This is a genomic window from Agrobacterium vitis, assembly GCF_013337045.2.
Taxonomy (GTDB): Bacteria; Pseudomonadota; Alphaproteobacteria; order Rhizobiales; family Rhizobiaceae; genus Allorhizobium; species Allorhizobium vitis_B.
This window is the reverse complement of the sequence record NZ_CP118259.1, coordinates 628,847-645,199: the sequence shown is the minus strand read 5'-3', so window position 1 is coordinate 645,199 and position 16,353 is coordinate 628,847. Positions and strand designations below refer to the sequence as shown.

Here is a 16,353-nt window from a genome sequence, read left to right as displayed (position 1 = left end):
AGCTGTCTTCCAGTGGTCGATTTTTTGTCCACTCCGGCCCAAAAGCCCCCACCAAATACCCCACCCCTACCGCTTCAAACTCCCCAAAATGCCCCGCACCAGCGCCCGGCCGAGCTGGTTGGCGACTTGGCTAGCGAGTGAGCGGGCGGCGCTTTTCATCGCGGCCTCGATCACCGTTTGGCGTTGGCGGCCGGGGGGTGCGGTGCGGTCAGGCGCTTGGCGGGTGGTGGTGGTTTTTTGGTCTGGTGCTTCATCGCCAAAGCCCGGCAATTTCCAGCGGCTGGCGGCGCTGCTGTCTTCGGCGCCGTCATCGGTCCTATCGTCGGCCCCGCTGCGGCCTGCGGCTTTTTCGGCCCGTTCCGCGAGGATTTCGAAGGCCGAGTGCCGGTCGATGGTGCGATCATAGAGGGTCGCCATGGGGCTGGCGCCGATGATTGTCGCCCGTTCGCTGTCGGTCAGCGGGCCGATGCGGGCGGAGGGCGGGCGGATCAGGGTGCGCTCGACCATTGAGGGTACGCCCTTGCCCTGAAGGGTCGAGACCAGCGCTTCACCGGTGCCAAGTGCCGTAATCACCTCTTCGCAGGAAAAGGCCGGATTGGGCCGGAAGGTTTCGGCGGCGGTCTTTACCGCCTTCTGTTCGCGGGGCGTATAGGCACGCAACGCATGCTGCACCCGGTTGCCCAATTGCGCCAGGATGGTTTCCGGCACATCCAGCGGATTTTGCGTGACGAAATAAACGCCGACGCCTTTGGAGCGGATCAACCGCACCACCTGCTCCACCCGCTCGACAAGAACGCTTGGCGCATCGCGAAACAGCAGATGCGCCTCATCAAAGAAGAACACCAGTTTGGGCTGAGCCAGATCGCCAACCTCAGGCAGTTCCTCGAACAGTTCCGAAAGTAGCCAGAGCAGGAATGTGGCGTAAAGCCGTGGGTTCATCATCAGCCGGTCGGCGGCCAGCACCGAAATCGTCCCTCGCCCATCCGGCGCGACCCGCATGATATCCTGGATAGACAGCGCCGGCTCACCAAAGAACTGGTCGGCGCCCTGGCTTTCCAGCAGCAGCAACGCCCGTTGCAGCGAGCCGACCGAGGACTTGGACACCAGCCCGAACTGGCCCGATAGTTCACTGGAATTTTCCGCCATATAGGTCAGCAGCGCCTGCAAATCCTTGAGATCCAGCAGCGCCAACCCGCCCTTATCGGCGATTTTGAAGGCAATGTTCAGCACGCCTTCCTGGGCTTCCGAGGCCTCCATCAGCCGGGCCAGCAGAAGCGGCCCCATTTCGGCGATGGTGGTGCGGACCCTGTGACCCTTTTCGCCGTAGAGATCCCAGAAGGTGACCGGAAATTCCGCGAAGGGATAGGGCGAAAGCCCGATCTCCTCAGCGCGCTTCAGCAGGAAATCCTTGGCCTCCCCCGGCGCGGCGATGCCCGACAGATCACCCTTGATATCGGCGCAGAACACCGGCACACCCGCACTGGCGAAACCTTCCGCCAGGATTTGCAGCGTCACGGTCTTGCCGGTGCCGGTGGCGCCGGTGATCAGCCCGTGGCGGTTGGCCAGTTTCAGATCCAGATATTCCGGTGCGTTAAACGCATCATCCGGCTTGCGGCTGGCGCCGAGAAACAATTTTCCATCTTCAAGCATCGCGTCACATCCCCTCGACACGCCTTCGCGACAACAGCACCGGGCGTTTTATCAAACACATAAGCGCTGCATGGTCTTCTCCCTCAACCGGTTTCGATTGAAGGACGTGTACAATCGCCGAATGCCCCTTCGGTCATGCACTTGTTGTTCTTAGCAGAATATGGAACATCCTCAACTCCGTCAGCGGTTTCACACGGCTTTGAGCAGATTGAAGGCGCTTGCCGCTTGAGTTTGCGGCCTGAGTAAATTACGTTGACGTGAACGTCAAAAAACCTTTGAGGAGCATCCCATGAGCGAATTGGTCACCCGCATTTCCGACAATGTCGGCATCGCCCCGGACACGGCGGAAAAGGCGCTTGGCATGATGCTGGGCTTTTTGCAGCGCGAAGCCGATGACGGCGCGGTTGCCCGGATGATCGAAGCCATGCCCGGCGCACCTGAACTGGTGGCTATGCACAATGGCGAAGGCAAGAGCGGCGGCCTGCTGGGTGGCCTGATGAGCGCCATCGGCGGCGGCGGCATCATGGGTCTCGGGCAGCAATTGATGAGCCTTGGACTAGGCATGGGAGAAATTTCGGCGCTTGCCAAGGAAACCATGGCCATTGCCCGCGAACATGCTGGTGACGAAGTCGTGGACAAGGTCGTGGCATCCGTACCGGGCCTTAGCCAGTTCGTCTAACACGCACCAGTCAGACTCTCCTTTCAAATATCTCAAACCTTGCAAATATCTCAAGCACCTGATGCATTTGAGATATTTGCAACGCGTTGAAGGTTGGACGCAGGTGTGCTTGCCATACATGGTGGTATTCGCAGGCTATTTGGATTTTAACACCGAACATTAGCATTTATTTAGAAAATCAAAGATACGGTTCCGTAGGACTTACAACCAGTCGGAGTCATTTGATGAAAATGCCAGTGCAATCGGTTTCAGCAAAGCTTCTGCTGGCAGCAGGGGTCGTGATAACGATATCTCTGGGCGGCTTCTCGATTGTCGGCATATTTGCCACCAAAACGCAACTGAGCGACAATATTGTCGCCGTGGCGACGCAAAAGGCCGAGCTTGCCTCCAGGCAGGTAACGGCAGATATTACCAATGTGGTTTCCTCTGCGAACAGCGTCGCGGCAAGCCTGTCAGGATTGATTGAAAACGGCGCCGGCAGCCGCGCCGATGTCATCGCCGCGCTGAAAAACATTCCACCACAATATCCAAGCATGTTCGGCGCATGGATGACCGAATTGCCTGATGTCCCCGCGGATCTCAAACTGCAAGGCGCTGAGGGCACCAATAAACAAGGTCTGTTCACGGCCTATTGGACCAAGGATGACAGCGGCAAGCTGGGATTTTCCACCTGGGACATCAAAACCACCGAACAATGGTATGCCGAACCTCTGGCAACCGGCAAGAGCCTGATTACCCAGCCTTATATCTCAACCACCGGCCAGTTGCTGACATCGATATCCTTGCCGGTAAGAGTGAATGGCAAGATTGTCGGTCTGGCGGGCGTCGATATCAAGCTGGACGATCTCGCCGCGACAATCAGCGCTTTGCGGCCCTTCGAAGATGGCCGCATCATGCTGCTGGCCGATAACGGCAAATGGCTCGTTAATACCGACAAGTCCCTGATGATGAAAGACTATGCCGATACCGGGGCCGCCGAGGTCAAGGCGGCGCTTGCCGATGGCAAGACGCGCATCATCCATGGCCTGCGGGATGGCGCGACACGGATTGTCTTTCCCTTTACCAGCCCCGGTATGAACAAGACCTGGGCCACCGTTCTGGACATTCCGGACAAGACCTTCACAGGTCCGATCAAGGAACAGATCATCGCCATATCATCCAGTTGCCTGATCATGCTGACGATTGGTCTTTGCCTGATTTACTTTGTCTCGACGCTGATCGTGCGTCGTCCCTTGGCCAATGTGGTGGCAGGCGTGCGTGTGATGGCCGGTGGCGATTACGATAAACCGATTGCCGGAACAGGCCGTCCCGATGAATTTGGCACCTTGGCGACAGCGCTCGACCAGTTCCGCCGCGAACTCGCCAATGGCCTGCGCGTGCAGCAGGAACAGGATTCCTTGCGCAAAAGCGTGGAACAGGACCGGGAACGCCAGAGCGCGCTGGAAAAGGCCAAAGCCGAAGATTTGCTACAGTTTGTCCAGCAGGTCCAGGCTGGCTTCGATGCCCTGGCCGCAGGCGATCTGACCGTGCGCATGCAGGACAATGTCGCACCGGAATTCGACGCAATCCGCCAGAATTTCAACACATCGGTGGCAAGCCTTGAGGAGGCGATCGGCGCCGTTGTCCACGCAATCGGCACGATCCGGTCCGGTCTTGGCGAAATTTCCGCCGCCTCCAACGACCTGGCGCGGCGCACCGAACAGCAGGCCGCATCGCTGGAAGAAACCATTGCAGCACTCGGCGATGTGTCACGCGCCATCGACGGCACGGCCGACGGGGCTGGCCGGGCGCAGTCGGTCGTTACCGCCACCCGCGACAATGCCGCCAAGGGCGGAGATATCGTCTCCCGCGCCATCGAGGCGATGACCGCCATCCAGGGCTCATCCGAAAAGATCGGCAATATCATCGGCGTTATCGACGAGATCGCCTTCCAGACCAATCTTTTGGCCCTGAATGCCGGGGTTGAAGCGGCCCGCGCCGGGGAATCGGGCAAGGGTTTTGCCGTGGTGGCGCAGGAAGTGCGCGAACTCGCCCAGCGCTCCGCCAATGCAGCCCGCGAAATCAAAGCGCTGATCTCCACCTCCAGTGCCCAGGTTGAAACGGGTGTCCATCTCGTCAGTGCCTCGGGGTCCTCGCTGCAACAGATTGTCGATCAGGTCGCCAACATGAGCTCGACAATAACAGACATTGCCAATTCGGCCCGCGAACAGGCCACATCGCTGCGCGAAGTCACCAATGCGGGCGATGTCATGGACAAGGTCACCCAGCAGAACGCCGCCATGGTGGAAGAAACCACCGCCGCGGCCCAGAGCCTTGCCCAGGAAACCGAAAACCTCGCCCATATGGTCCGGCGTTTCCGGACCAATTCCGGCCAGCCCCAGCGCTACGCCAAGGCGTCGTGAGATCGGCATCGGGTCTTCGATCATCTGCATGAAGATAAATGCCGCCTGATTGCTCGGCGGCATTTCGCTTTCATGGTTTCGCCAGTGGAATATTTTTTTCACAAAAAGGTGGGTGCGGCCCAGCAATCGGGGTGCAGCCTTAGACTTTCGTTAGAATCTCTATGCAACCTTAGACAAAATTCGGCAAACCGAGGGGCTGGTTGCAATGAGTATACAGGTAGGGACTGTTTCAGGAAAACTGATGCTGGCGGCAGGTGCCGCGATGGCGGCGCTCATCGCCTCCTATACGGCATTGAGCGGTTGGGAAACCAGCAAGCGCGTCAATGATCAGGTGGTGGCGCTCGCCTCCGAAAAGGCGGCCTCGGTCGCCAATCAGGTGGCCGTGCAGATCACCGATGTGGTGTCGGCCGGAACCAGTGTGGCTGGCAGCCTGTCCGGCCTGATCGAAAACGGCTCACGCAACCGCACCGATGTGATTGCGCTGTTGAAAGGCGTTCCGACCCATTACAAAACCATGTTCGGCGCCTGGATGACCGAAGTGCCGGAAGCCCCGCAGGAGCTGAAGCTGCAAGGCACCGAGGGCAGCAACAAGGTGGGGATTTTTGCGGCTTACTGGACCAAGGATGATAGCGGTAACCTGGAATTTTCCACCTGGGTCACCAAGACCGCCGACCAATGGTATGCCGAACCCTTGTCAACCGGCAAGGGGTTGATTACCCAACCGTATATCTCCACCACGGGCAAGCTGTTGACCTCGGTTTCAACCCCCGTCGTCGTCAAGGGCAAGATCATCGGTCTTGCCGGTGTGGATGTGCAGCTGGGCGATCTTTCCGCCTCGATCAGCGCCATGACCCCGTTTGACGGCGGCCGGGTGATGCTGGTGGCAGACAACGGCAACTGGCTGGTTCATCCCGACAAGGACACGCTGATGAAGCCCTATGGCGACACGGGTGCTGCCGATGTCAAGGCCGCCCTTGCCGATGGCAGGATGCGCATCCTTCAAGGCCTGCCTGATGGTGCGACGCGGCTGGTCTTTCCTTTCACAGCGCCGGGCATGAACAAGACCTGGGCCGCCGTTCTCGATGTACCGGCCAAAACCTTTTCCGAACCTGTTGTCGCACAGGTAACCTCCACCGCCATCAGCGGGCTGATCCTGCTGGTCATTGCCCTGGTGATGATCTACGGCGTTTCCATCCTCATCGTGCGCCGCCCGCTGGGCGACGTGGTGGCAGCCGTGCGCCGCATGGGCAGTGGCGATTACCAGACGGACGTGACCGGCAAGACCCGCAGCGACGAATTCGGCATGCTGGCTTCGGCACTCGACAGTTTCCGCCTTGATCTCGCCAATGGCCGGTCCGTGCAGGCGGAACAGGAAAAGCTCAGGGCCAGCGTCGAGAGCGACCGCGAGCGCCAGACCGCACTGGAACTGGCCAAGGCGGAAGATCTGCGCCATTTCGTCCAGCAGGTGCAGGCAGGCTTCGACGCGCTGGCCGCGGGCGACCTGACCGTGCGGATGAACACCCATGTCGCACCGGAATTCGAGGCGATCCGCCAGAATTTCAACACCTCGGTCGCAGCGCTTGAAGACGCGATGGGCTCGGTGGTTTCCACCGTCAGCACGATCCGTTCCGGCCTTGGCGAAATCTCCGCCGCCTCCAACGATCTGGCACGCCGCACCGAGCAGCAGGCCGCCTCGCTGGAAGAAACCATTGCCGCACTGGGCGATGTGTCGCGCGGCGTCAACGGCACCGCCGAAGGCGCAGGCCGCGCCCAACATGCCGTTACCGCCGCCCGTGACAATGCCGCCAAGGGTGGCGACATCGTCGCCCGGGCCGTGGAAGCGATGACTGCCATCCAGGGCTCATCGGAAAAGATCGGCAACATTATCGGCGTCATCGATGAGATCGCCTTCCAGACCAATCTTCTGGCCCTGAACGCCGGTGTGGAAGCTGCCCGCGCTGGTGAAGCCGGTAAGGGCTTTGCGGTGGTTGCCCAGGAAGTGCGCGAACTCGCCCAGCGTTCGGCCAATGCCGCCAAGGAGATCAAGGCACTGATTTCCACCTCCAGTGCGCAAGTCGAGACCGGCGTCGGCCTCGTCACCGCATCCGGCACTTCGCTGAAGGAAATCGTCGAGCAGGTGGTCGAGATGAGCACCACCATCACCGACATCGCCAACGCCGCCCGCGAACAGGCGACCTCGCTGCGCGAAGTCACCGCCGCTGGCGACCAGATGGACAAGGTCACCCAGCAGAACGCCGCCATGGTGGAACAAACCACCGCAGCGGCCCAGAGCCTGACCCAGGAAACCGAACAGCTCGCCCAGATGGTCCAGCGCTTCCGCACCAATGCCGGAGGCTATGGACAGCAGCGATATGCGATGGCGTCGTAAGATTAAACAAGGGGGCGGCTGCGCTGCCCCCTGCCCTGCCTCGCACACAATATTGAAGTGATAAAGGGCGCGCGTATCTATCGACTTCCGCTTGTTGCATGCGCTCAATTGGTGTAGCGATCCGGCATTTGCGATAGGTTCAAAGAGGCCGAAAATGATCGGAAATGTGCCCTCCCCGTTGGCGGAACTCGCCAGACAGATAGCAGCCACGGCGACCCTTGAGGGCGAATTCGTGTTGCGCTCCGGCCAGGTTTCCAACCGTTATTTCGATAAATATCGCTTTGAGGGAAACCCGGTTCTTTTGAGAGAGCTGGCCAAGGCCATGGCCTCCCTGCTTCCGCCGACGACCGAAATCCTTGCTGGCCTGGAACTCGGCGGTATTCCGCTTGTCACCGCGATTTCGTTGGAAACAGGACTTCCCGCCGCCTTCGTTCGTAAAGAGGCAAAAACCTATGGAACCTGCCGCGCCATCGAAGGACAGGACATCAGGGGCCGCCGCATCACCTTCATAGAAGACGTGATCACCACAGGCGGCGCCGTCGCCGACGCGCATCGATTGGCTGTGGCGGAGCAAGCAGACATTCTTGCCGTCGTTTGCGCAATCTGGCGCGGAAACGGCAGTCCTCATATCACAAACGCGCCTGACCTTCCGGTATTCCCGGTTTTCACCATGGCTGATCTGGAGAAGTGATCCCGGACCTTGGACCGGTCAAGGCCCGATTCAGGGCCCGACGAAGATAGAGGCGTTGAATTCGCTCAAAATCACTTCGCCCGAGGCCACCGGGTTGCTTTCATAAAACCGCTCGATTGCCGCATCGTCCATCATCTCTAAAATATACGCCTGGATGATCTGGTAGTAGTGGTCCCGCAGCACGGTTGAATCCGGATCGAGATTGGTGACGCAAACGGTGCCGGTCGGCTGGGTATCGACGAGGGTGATGTGCAGGTCTGGCCGATAGGTCTTGAGGATCGGGATGATTTTCCAGACGTCGCCGGTCCAGGACGGTGCATTGTCGCGGTCACGCCGGCCAGCCAGATTATAGACGCGCTCGGTCATTTCCGCATTGATCGGCAGGCAATCGTCCAGCAGGATCACCGTATCGCGGTGGGCGATCCGCTCGCTGTTGATGAAATCGCGCAGCAGATATTCGAACTGGTGCAGGCCATCTAGAAAAATCACGTCCGGCGATCGGCCCAGGATCACGCGCGGATCGTGATCGCGGAAAAATACGTCGCTGGTCATGCTGTAGAGATGAACCGCATTCTTGTTGGCGAGTATGTCGTAGCGGATCTTGAACTCCGGATCGACGCCGATGGCCTCGCATCCGACCCCTGACAGCGTGCCGCCATCCCGGACCCCGACCTCGAGATAGCCACGCGCCTGTTTCTTGCCAGCAATCGCGGCAATGAAGTCACGGTAGGCAGGGCCTTGATGATTGCGTCTGAACATGTTTTCAATTTCCTCGCCTGGAGATGGCCCGATCCAGGCCAAGACTGACTCTCTCCGCTTTGCTGTCATGGAAGAGCCAATAAATTGCACAACCTGATGTGCCAGCCTTGGCTTGTATGAAACTGAACCGAAGCGGCAGCCGGGCGATGTTTCAAAACAATCACCGCCGGACGAGCCACATTGATGAACGAAGGGATGCAAGCATGGGCCTACGCAATATTCTGATCGAAGGCGTTTCAGGAACCGGCAAGACCTCTGTCGCCACCGAACTGCAACGGCGCGGCTACCACGTCATCCACGGTGATCGTGAGCTTGCCTACCAGGGCGACCCCGAAACCGGTGAACCGCTGGATGGCTCTGTGCCAACGCAGGATCTTCTGGATGTGGCCTTCGGGCACAAACACCACCTGTGGGATATCGATAGGGTCAAAGCGCTGATCGCTGACCACAGCCACCCGATCTCCTTCTTCTGCGGCGGCTCCCGCAATTTCCCTCGGTTTATCGAGCTGTTTGACGACGTCTTCGTTCTCGACGTCGATCAGCACACCCTTAAAAACCGGCTGGCCGGAAGACCCGAAGACGAGTTCGGCGGAAAGCCAGCCGAGCGGGATCTGATTATGCGACTGCATGCGACGAAGGAAGACATTCCCGCAAATGCCACAGTTATTGATGCGACAATGCCGGTTGATGCGGTTGTCGAGGCCATTTTAGTGAGGCTAGAGAAAGGCTTCAGGTGATACGGGCGGGCGGGTTTTCACTTGAAAGCAGACGTGCCATTGCCTCGATGATGGTGCGTTCGTCATAGGGTTTTGAGAAGAAGCGACTTCCACCAGGCAACATACTTTCCTCGATAATGGCAGCACCGGATGTGACGATCAGCTTCACCGGCGGCCACCGATCACGGATGGAGTGGGACAATTTGATACCGTCCATCGCCCCCGGCATCTGAACATCGGTGAACACAAGGTCAATGTCGTCTCGCGATTCCAGGATGCGGATTGCCTCGTCAGCGTCGCCAGCCTCCAGCACGTCGTAGCCCGCCGATAGGACAAGATCGATGGCACCCATTCGGATCAACGGGCTATCTTCCACGACCAGGATAACCGGTCTGCCGTTCTTCATTGTTCACTCGATCTATGAGGCTAGCCACAATGCCGCGGCCTTTAGAGTTTTTCGGAAAAGTGGAAAGCAGTTTTCGAAAAAACCGATGCGAAAACAAAATTTTATGCGTCCTACAATGCCGTTTTTTCCGCACAACACCGTTAGCGTTTTGGGGAGCCGTTTTGTTCCTATGCCGCTGGAGAAAAGTCGGCCTGGAGGTCCGATGCGTCCCGATGACTGATCGTAATCACCGTACCTGGCTCTGCGCTGCTCAACGTAATCTCACCGTTCATATTCTTCACGAGCGCCTCCACAATACCCGTCCCCAATCCCGCCTTGGGCGCATCGCTGCCCACCGGCATTCCTATGCCGTTGTCGGTAATGGTAAGCGTCCAGTCCTTGCCCGCCGACCGATAGTCGATGACGATCGTCCCGGCCCGCCCGTCTGGAAAGGCATGTTTAAGAGCATTGATCACCAGTTCGGTTACGATGAGCCCCAGACTTATCGAGACGTCCGCATCCACAGTACTATCGTCAACCGTCACCTGGATCGATAGCCTCTCGGGGTCGGCGATCATCGATGCGCCGAGGCTTTGGCACAGTTGCGTGAAGTAGGCACTGAGTTCAACGCTGCCGCCGGGAGATGCGGAAAGCTGCCGTTGCAGCGCTGCGATAGACATGATGCGTTGACGGGCATCGTGGAGATGTCCGCGTGCCTCCTCCGACTGAACGCGACGTGCGCTCTGCATCAGGACGCTGGCGATGATCTGCAAACTGTTGGCGACCCTATGCTGGACCTCCTGCAACAGGATGGCCTTGTCGCGAACCAGATCGTCTTTCAAGCGCGCTTCAGCGCGCATGTCGGTCACGTCGGTTATGGCGAGAAGCAGACGAATATGGTCGAGGTCGCCATCGTCGAGCGTTCGTGCATTGACGACCAACCGCCGCGTTTTCTGGTTTGGTCGCTTCAGGTCGAGCTCGTAGGCATCGACGTTTACACTGCCGGTGGCAGTCGCCATCAGCAGCGACTGAAGCCTGGGCATCGCCCATTCCCCGCTGCCAAGTTCGCCGAGGCGCTTGCCGGCGACGGACGTGGGATCGATCTCAAAAGCCCGGCAGAACGATGTGCTTGCTGCAATGATTCTAAGATCGTCAGACAGAAACAACAATGGTTCGTTGGAAGACACCACCACGGCAAGCGTGCTCGCCGCTTCGAAATGGACTGTCGGCATCAGTGGCATGAAAAGGCCCTCTAGGGCCGAAGACTTGCGGAGCAAGCCATGACTCGGCAGGCAGCGTCGGAAAATCGATGAGGTCAAGTCCAACGCTGTCACTGTAACACGCCAGACGCGTGGTTGTTGCATCAAATCGCCCAACGTGAGCGCAACACTGCCAAAGGGTTAGGGATAAGCGCGCTTTTCGGCCATGCGATATTGGCTGGTCCGTTGATAGGAGCCTAGCTGCTCCGGTGTGGTGGGGTCGTGTGTCAGTCACTGGCCTGTTGCGGACATAGTACACAGAAGCTAACGACATGGAACCATACGCGAAGATGCTTTCGAAAGGTCGGCGAATCAATGATTAGATACGAACCCATGGGATTCGATCTCGGGGCGGGAGCGACGGCGGCGGACCTTGCTCGTCTTGAGATGACTTACCACCCTGACTCAGGTGCGAAGGAACTGAGCGCGTATTTTTCTGTGAGCGGGCAGGACAAGCATCTGAGAGTGTTCTTTTCGCACGTAGACATGTTCCGGGTCATCGATGAGATGCACCGGCCGCTGGAAGAGCAAGGGATGGAAATAGTGGGGCATCTCTCCAACCACTTTGCTTACAAAGTCGAGGGAAGCTCCTTCTGGGCAGCGCAACGCGAAGTCTTCGAAGTATTGCTCCCGGAAGCTACCCACTACCTTTTTGTCACGGGAGGCGACTGCGTCGACGTAATTACAAGAGAAGAACCTCGCTTCTGCTTGGTCAATTCCAACACCGAATAGGTTGGTTTGACTTGACCTAGTTAGCCGCTTCCGGCCCGAAGCGGTCATCAGAGGGCGAAAACCGACGGCCAACAGCCCGCCTCCATTTCAGGCGTTTTCGCAACACTGAGATAATCTCAATAACAGATAGCTTTTGAGCGACAACGCCACTCAACATGACTGCTGAAGCTAAGCCCTAAGGTTATCGAGATGGTCGTCAAGTGAGATGAAGTTCGACGCAGCCTGCTGCAGTTCTTTACCGGCGTGGCTCCAAAAGACGACATCGACTTGAAAACCGTCCTCGCGGAGCTGCTGTACCGCGGGGACATAGTCGTTGTCGCCTGACACAATTGTGAAGATATCGCCTGTTTTGGCGTTCCGATAGGCATCGCGAGTGAGCGCCGCGACCAAGCCAGTATCGATCTTTTTCTCCTTGTTTGCGATGTTGCGGTCGTGAGTAATGACCTCGAATCCAGCACGCTTGGCAACCCCCCAGATCGCGTCGTTTTCAGGCGGTCGCGAGCCGAACAGCATGGCACGGGCTGTCTCGGACTTGTTAGCGCCAGCAACAAATTCGTAGAGCCTTCCGAAACTCATCCGATAGTTGTTGTCAAGGATGCGATTGTCGAACGCATCCCAGATATCGAGAGCCAGCCCCAGCTTTACCGCGCTGACGCGCTTGCCCTCAATAAAAACATTAGAATTGTCGACGTAAATCCAGTCAGCCATGCGATCTCCTGACGATGTGCCTGTTGGTAAAGGCGGAGTGAATAGGGTTTGACTTCCGAGAAATGGAACTTTGCTCATTGGCTCCCCATATCCCACCCTCTTATCAAACAACCCAAGCTTGCGTAAGTGTCTTCGCCACTAGGAGGATGATTTATGCCGAGAGCAACGGCTATATGGAACTATTCGGCTTCCAATACGACCTTTAAGTGAGAACCAGTTGGATTTAACTGCATCTAGCCCCGGTCCAGCCTCCAACCTCAAAGCGCTAGATGCCTCCTCTTGTCGCAAAACGGACCTCAAGAGAGTGACACGCTTACCCCTCCCCCAAACGACAAAAGGCCGGTCCCGCCAGACCGGCCTTTCGCCTATCCTTAACCCCAGCCTCAGGCCAGCGTAGCGGATACTTCCGTTGCTGTGCGCATGGCGTGGCTGTAGGGGCAGACGATGTGGGCGGCGGCGACGAGTTTTTCGCCGGTTTCGCGGTCGATGCCCGGCAGATCAACGCTGATGGAGACTTCGATGCCGAAGCCGGTGCCGTCTTCGCGGGGGCCGATGCCAACCGTGGCGGTGACCTTGGCGTCTTCAGGCACCTTGACCTTCTGCTGGCCAGCGGCAAACTTCAGCGCGCCGAGGAAGCAAGCGGAATAGCCGGCAGCAAACAGCTGCTCGGGATTGGTACCGGTGGCGCCATTGCCGCCTAACTCCTTCGGCGTCGTCAGCGTTACATCCAGAACGCCGTTTTCGCTGACCGCGCGGCCTTCGCGACCACCGATTGCAGATGCCTTGGTTGTGTAGAGAATAGCCATGAGAGTCTCTCCTTTTTGAAAACTGGTCGTCTTGGTTGGTTGAAGGCCGGAACATCGTGCCAGCCGCTGCGTCTGCATTCTTGGTATCACGCAATTCAATTGTACGCAATTGTTTTTTGCACATTGCATTTTTATGACAAGGCTGGGAGAATGGCAGTCTGAAATGCCCCAAAGGACACGCGACATGGACAAGACGGATCTGGTGCTGGACAAGCAGCTTTGCTTTGCGCTTTACGGCGCATCGCTGGCGCTGACGCGCACTTACAAGCCGCTGCTGGAGCCTTTGGGCCTGACCTATCCGCAATATCTTGTGATGATGGTGCTGTGGGAAACCGACCATCTGGCGGTCAAGGCGCTGGGGGAGCGGCTGGGGCTGGATAGCGGCACGCTATCGCCACTGTTGAAACGGTTGGAACAGACCGGCTACGTCACCCGCCAGCGCCAAAGCCAGGATGAGCGGCAGGTGACTGTCTCGCTCACCCCCACAGGTGCCGCCGTGCAGAACAAGGCTCTCGGCGTTATGGCGGCAATTGGTACGGCCACCGGCTGTAGCCTGGAAGAAATCGCGGCGCTGCGCGATCAATTGCAGGATTTGCGCGGCAAGCTGAATGCCGCCGCGCAGGACTCTTGATCCCTATTGCAGGACGATGATCCGCGCCTTGTTCGGCACGCGGTCATAGAGGTCGATAATGTCCTGGTTCATCAACCGCACACAGCCCGACGACATCGCCTTGCCGATGGAGTTCCATTCCGGCGAGCCATGCAGACGGTAGAGCGTGTCCTGACCGTTCTGGAAGATGTAGAGAGCGCGTGCGCCCAGCGGGTTCATCAGGCCCGGTGCCATGCCACCATTGGCGGAAGAATATTTGGCCAGCTGCGGCTGGCGGGCAACCATTTCATCCGGCGGCGTCCATTTTGGCCATTTCTGACGCCATTGGATCACGCCTTCGCCCTGCCAGGCAAAGCCCTCACGGCCAATGCCGACGCCGTAGCGCATGGCGGTGCCGCCCTGTTCCACCAGATAGAGGAAGCGGTTGGGCGTATCGACCACGATGGAGCCAGCCGGATAGCCGGTGGGATCGCTGACCCGCTGGCGATAGTAGCGCGGCGGAATCTGCTGGTAGGGAATGGCCGGAATGACGAAGCCGCCATCGACCACTTCGCCATACATGGCGTCCAGCTCCGGCGTGGATGGCGCCATGGGTCCCGTGGGCTGCACCATACCGCCCAGCGACCCCTGTTCATACACCGGGGGGCGATAGGACGAGGCGCAACTGGACAGAAGCGCTGCCGCTCCAAGGCCGGAAAAAGAGAGAAAGGCACGGCGGGAAAAATCGGGGCTTGTCATATACGGTGGTACATCCTGCTGGTCAGCAGCGCACAAACGCACGCTGCACGGTTTTGTTCCGCAAGATCCTATCTACAGCGATTTACCCGAATTTCACCGCCAATAGCGCACACACACGTTCACATTTGCGCCATTGCGTGTCGTTCAGGCAACAGGCCGGTAGGCGGAGCCTCGACCGTGGCTGCCTACACCTTACATAACCACGATCTCCGCTTTGTCCCGCACACGGGCATAAAGATCAATCACGTCCTGATTGAACATCCGCACGCAACCTGACGAAACGGCCTTGCCGACGGACTGCCAATCGGGCGTGCCATGGATGCGGTAGAGCGTGTCGCGGCCATTCTGGAAGATATACATCGCGCGCGCGCCGAGCGGATTGCGCAGTCCCGGCTCCAGACCGCCTTGCGCGGCGGCAAACTGGCGCATGTCGGGCTGGCGCTCGACCATGTCGTCGCTTGGCGTCCAGCGCGGCCAGGTCTTCTTGAACTGGATAACGCCCCTACCCTGCCAGGCAAAGCCCTGCTTGCCGAGGCCAACGCCATAGCGCATTGCCCGGCCATTGGCCTCAACCAGATAGAGATAATGCGCCTTGGTATCGACCACGATGGTGCCGGGCCGTTCCGTGGTCGGATAATCAACCTCCTGCCGCAGGAAGCGCTTGTCCACCCGGTCGAGCGGAATGGCAGTCAGCGTGTGACCGTCATCGCTCATCTGCCCGTAAATCGCCTTCTGCATTGGCGTCGCAAATGGCGAAACATAGGGCTCGGCTGCTGGCATGCCATAGGTCTGGTGGAAGGGCGTCTTGAACAGGCCGAGGAATTTATTGGGCTTTTCCGCTGGCGGCGCAGCCATCGGCTGGTTCCAGGTCGGCGCGGTCTGGGCCGCAAACACTTCCGTATTCATCCGCTGCGTATCCGTCACGAAATAGCAGCCGCCAAGCACAGACAGCGACAGGCAGACAAGCCCTGCCAACAGGGCACGAGCAACACGGGAAAACGGGCGGACAAAAACAGTAGACGACATTGCGCAACCTGGCCTGGTTCGAGATTGCCACAAGACTGACAGACGCGGCTGGCGCGAAGCTGGTGAAGGGGTGAGCTTTGAGCAAAACGAAAACGATGAGGCCGCCGCCTCAATCACCATGGAGAAACATCAATATGCAATCAAAGATAGAAAGTTACACGCAAGTTTTGATTGATAATTCGATTAAAAATTAAAGCCGGAGGTCGAGTTGAGCGCAACAATTTCATCCACCACCACGACATCATCCACCAGCGTTTATCAAACAAAGCAGACGCCGAAGCTGCCAGACGATTTTTACGAAACCGAATACACAACGCTGGAAGATCTTCCCGCAGAAGCAAGCACGGAGACTGAAACATCGGAGGACTTCGATGCTAACCTCTGGGGGGTATTACATATTGGCGGCCAAACGGTGAGAATCGGCGCATCCGGTGGGGTTGCATACTCGGTCAATCCGGAAGCCGAAGACTTTCTCGGAGAAGGCAAAGGCTTCGATCTCGACTGGGACAACCTCGATACGCCGGAAGAGATCGCCGACGCCATCATGTCCAAATACGGCGGCAAACTCACAGCAAGCTCTGTCGAAAGCGGCGACAAGAGCCTGACCAGCGAACTGATGAGCAAGATGTTCAGCAGCGATGCGCTGGTGGACCGGATGTTGATGACCAGCTCCGGCGAAAGCCTGCAAGAGGGCTTGCTGCCCTCAGACGAAGACGCGGATGGGGCGCAAGCGAGTGCTTCGGCCACCTCAGCCACCAGCGCACCGCAAGCGCAATCCACAGCCGCCTGATCGAGCGCCGCAT

The 16,353-nt window shown here is 58.3% G+C and carries 16 protein-coding genes; 8 read left to right on the top strand and 8 right to left on the bottom strand.

The genetic code is table 11. The features are described from left to right. Nucleotides 1-66: 66 nt before the first annotated feature. Entirely contained in the window at nt 67-1,650 is a 1,584-nt protein-coding gene (locus G6L01_RS02965) for a helicase HerA-like C-terminal domain-containing protein (RefSeq protein WP_070167744.1), read from the bottom strand. Between the two features lie 289 nt (nt 1,651-1,939). On the opposite strand from G6L01_RS02965, the gene G6L01_RS02960 reads away from it, so the two are divergent. The 4 genes from G6L01_RS02960 (at nt 1,940) to pyrE (ending at nt 7,811) form a co-directional block, all read left to right on the top strand. After that, a complete protein-coding gene (locus tag G6L01_RS02960) occupies nt 1,940-2,329 on the top strand; it encodes a hypothetical protein (RefSeq protein ID WP_015915280.1) in 390 nt (129 codons plus the stop codon). A gap of 224 nt (nt 2,330-2,553) precedes the next feature. Next, nucleotides 2,554-4,731 carry a methyl-accepting chemotaxis protein gene (locus tag G6L01_RS02955; RefSeq protein WP_070167743.1) on the top strand — a complete coding sequence of 726 codons (2,178 nt, stop codon included), beginning with the start codon at nt 2,554-2,556 and terminating at the stop codon, nt 4,729-4,731. Nucleotides 4,732-4,936: 205 nt separating this feature from the next. Next, nucleotides 4,937-7,120, top strand: a complete 2,184-nt coding sequence (locus tag G6L01_RS02950; RefSeq protein WP_070167742.1) for a methyl-accepting chemotaxis protein — start codon at nt 4,937-4,939, stop codon at nt 7,118-7,120. Between the two features lie 154 nt (nt 7,121-7,274). After that, on the top strand, nt 7,275-7,811 hold the full coding sequence (gene pyrE / locus G6L01_RS02945) for an orotate phosphoribosyltransferase (protein WP_070167741.1): 537 nt from the start codon (nt 7,275-7,277) through the stop codon (nt 7,809-7,811). Nucleotides 7,812-7,841: 30 nt separating this feature from the next. Here the strand turns inward: pyrE and G6L01_RS02940 are convergent, their stop codons facing one another. Then, nucleotides 7,842-8,570, bottom strand: a complete 729-nt coding sequence (locus G6L01_RS02940; RefSeq protein WP_139190244.1) for a class I SAM-dependent methyltransferase — start codon at nt 8,568-8,570, stop codon at nt 7,842-7,844. A 203-nt stretch (nt 8,571-8,773) separates the two neighbouring features. Between G6L01_RS02940 and G6L01_RS02935 the strand changes: the two genes are divergently transcribed. Next, the gene (locus tag G6L01_RS02935) at nt 8,774-9,307 is read left to right on the top strand and encodes an AAA family ATPase (protein WP_070167901.1); all 534 of its coding nucleotides are present in this window, start codon (nt 8,774-8,776) and stop codon (nt 9,305-9,307) included. Here G6L01_RS02935 and G6L01_RS02930 read toward each other — a convergent pair. Beyond that, nucleotides 9,300-9,692 (bottom strand): response regulator, encoded by a 393-nt coding sequence (locus G6L01_RS02930; RefSeq protein ID WP_070167739.1) that lies wholly within the window; start codon nt 9,690-9,692, stop codon nt 9,300-9,302. The genes G6L01_RS02935 and G6L01_RS02930 overlap by 8 nt on opposite strands. Nucleotides 9,693-9,859: 167 nt before the next feature. After that, nucleotides 9,860-10,912, bottom strand: a complete 1,053-nt coding sequence (locus tag G6L01_RS02925) for a sensor histidine kinase (protein ID WP_070167738.1) — start codon at nt 10,910-10,912, stop codon at nt 9,860-9,862. Between the two features lie 351 nt (nt 10,913-11,263). Between G6L01_RS02925 and G6L01_RS02920 the strand changes: the two genes are divergently transcribed. Continuing rightward, nucleotides 11,264-11,662, top strand: a complete 399-nt coding sequence (locus tag G6L01_RS02920) for a hypothetical protein (RefSeq protein ID WP_139190245.1) — start codon at nt 11,264-11,266, stop codon at nt 11,660-11,662. A 168-nt stretch (nt 11,663-11,830) separates the two neighbouring features. Here G6L01_RS02920 and G6L01_RS02915 read toward each other — a convergent pair whose 3' ends face one another. Both G6L01_RS02915 and G6L01_RS02910 read right to left on the bottom strand, forming a co-directional pair. Beyond that, the gene (locus G6L01_RS02915; RefSeq protein WP_070167736.1) at nt 11,831-12,370 is read right to left on the bottom strand and encodes an NYN domain-containing protein; all 540 of its coding nucleotides are present in this window, start codon (nt 12,368-12,370) and stop codon (nt 11,831-11,833) included. 383 nt (nt 12,371-12,753) lie between these two features. Then, complete coding sequence (locus G6L01_RS02910) at nt 12,754-13,176, bottom strand: organic hydroperoxide resistance protein (RefSeq protein ID WP_070167735.1); 423 nt, start codon at nt 13,174-13,176, stop codon at nt 12,754-12,756. A 184-nt stretch (nt 13,177-13,360) separates the two neighbouring features. Between G6L01_RS02910 and G6L01_RS02905 the strand changes: the two genes are divergently transcribed. Continuing rightward, nucleotides 13,361-13,807 (top strand): MarR family winged helix-turn-helix transcriptional regulator, encoded by a 447-nt coding sequence (locus G6L01_RS02905; RefSeq protein ID WP_141747330.1) that lies wholly within the window; start codon nt 13,361-13,363, stop codon nt 13,805-13,807. 3 nt (nt 13,808-13,810) lie between these two features. Here the strand turns inward: G6L01_RS02905 and G6L01_RS02900 are convergent, their stop codons facing one another. Together G6L01_RS02900 and G6L01_RS02895 are read right to left on the bottom strand one after the other, a co-directional pair. Further along, nucleotides 13,811-14,524, bottom strand: coding sequence for a L,D-transpeptidase (locus tag G6L01_RS02900; RefSeq protein ID WP_041696321.1), 714 nt, complete (start codon nt 14,522-14,524; stop codon nt 13,811-13,813). A gap of 192 nt (nt 14,525-14,716) precedes the next feature. Beyond that, nucleotides 14,717-15,550 carry a L,D-transpeptidase gene (locus G6L01_RS02895; RefSeq protein ID WP_070167732.1) on the bottom strand — a complete coding sequence of 278 codons (834 nt, stop codon included), beginning with the start codon at nt 15,548-15,550 and terminating at the stop codon, nt 14,717-14,719. Nucleotides 15,551-15,758: 208 nt separating this feature from the next. On the opposite strand from G6L01_RS02895, the gene G6L01_RS02890 reads away from it, so the two are divergent. After that, complete coding sequence (locus tag G6L01_RS02890) at nt 15,759-16,340, top strand: hypothetical protein (protein ID WP_070167731.1); 582 nt, start codon at nt 15,759-15,761, stop codon at nt 16,338-16,340. Nucleotides 16,341-16,353: the final 13 nt, after the last annotated feature.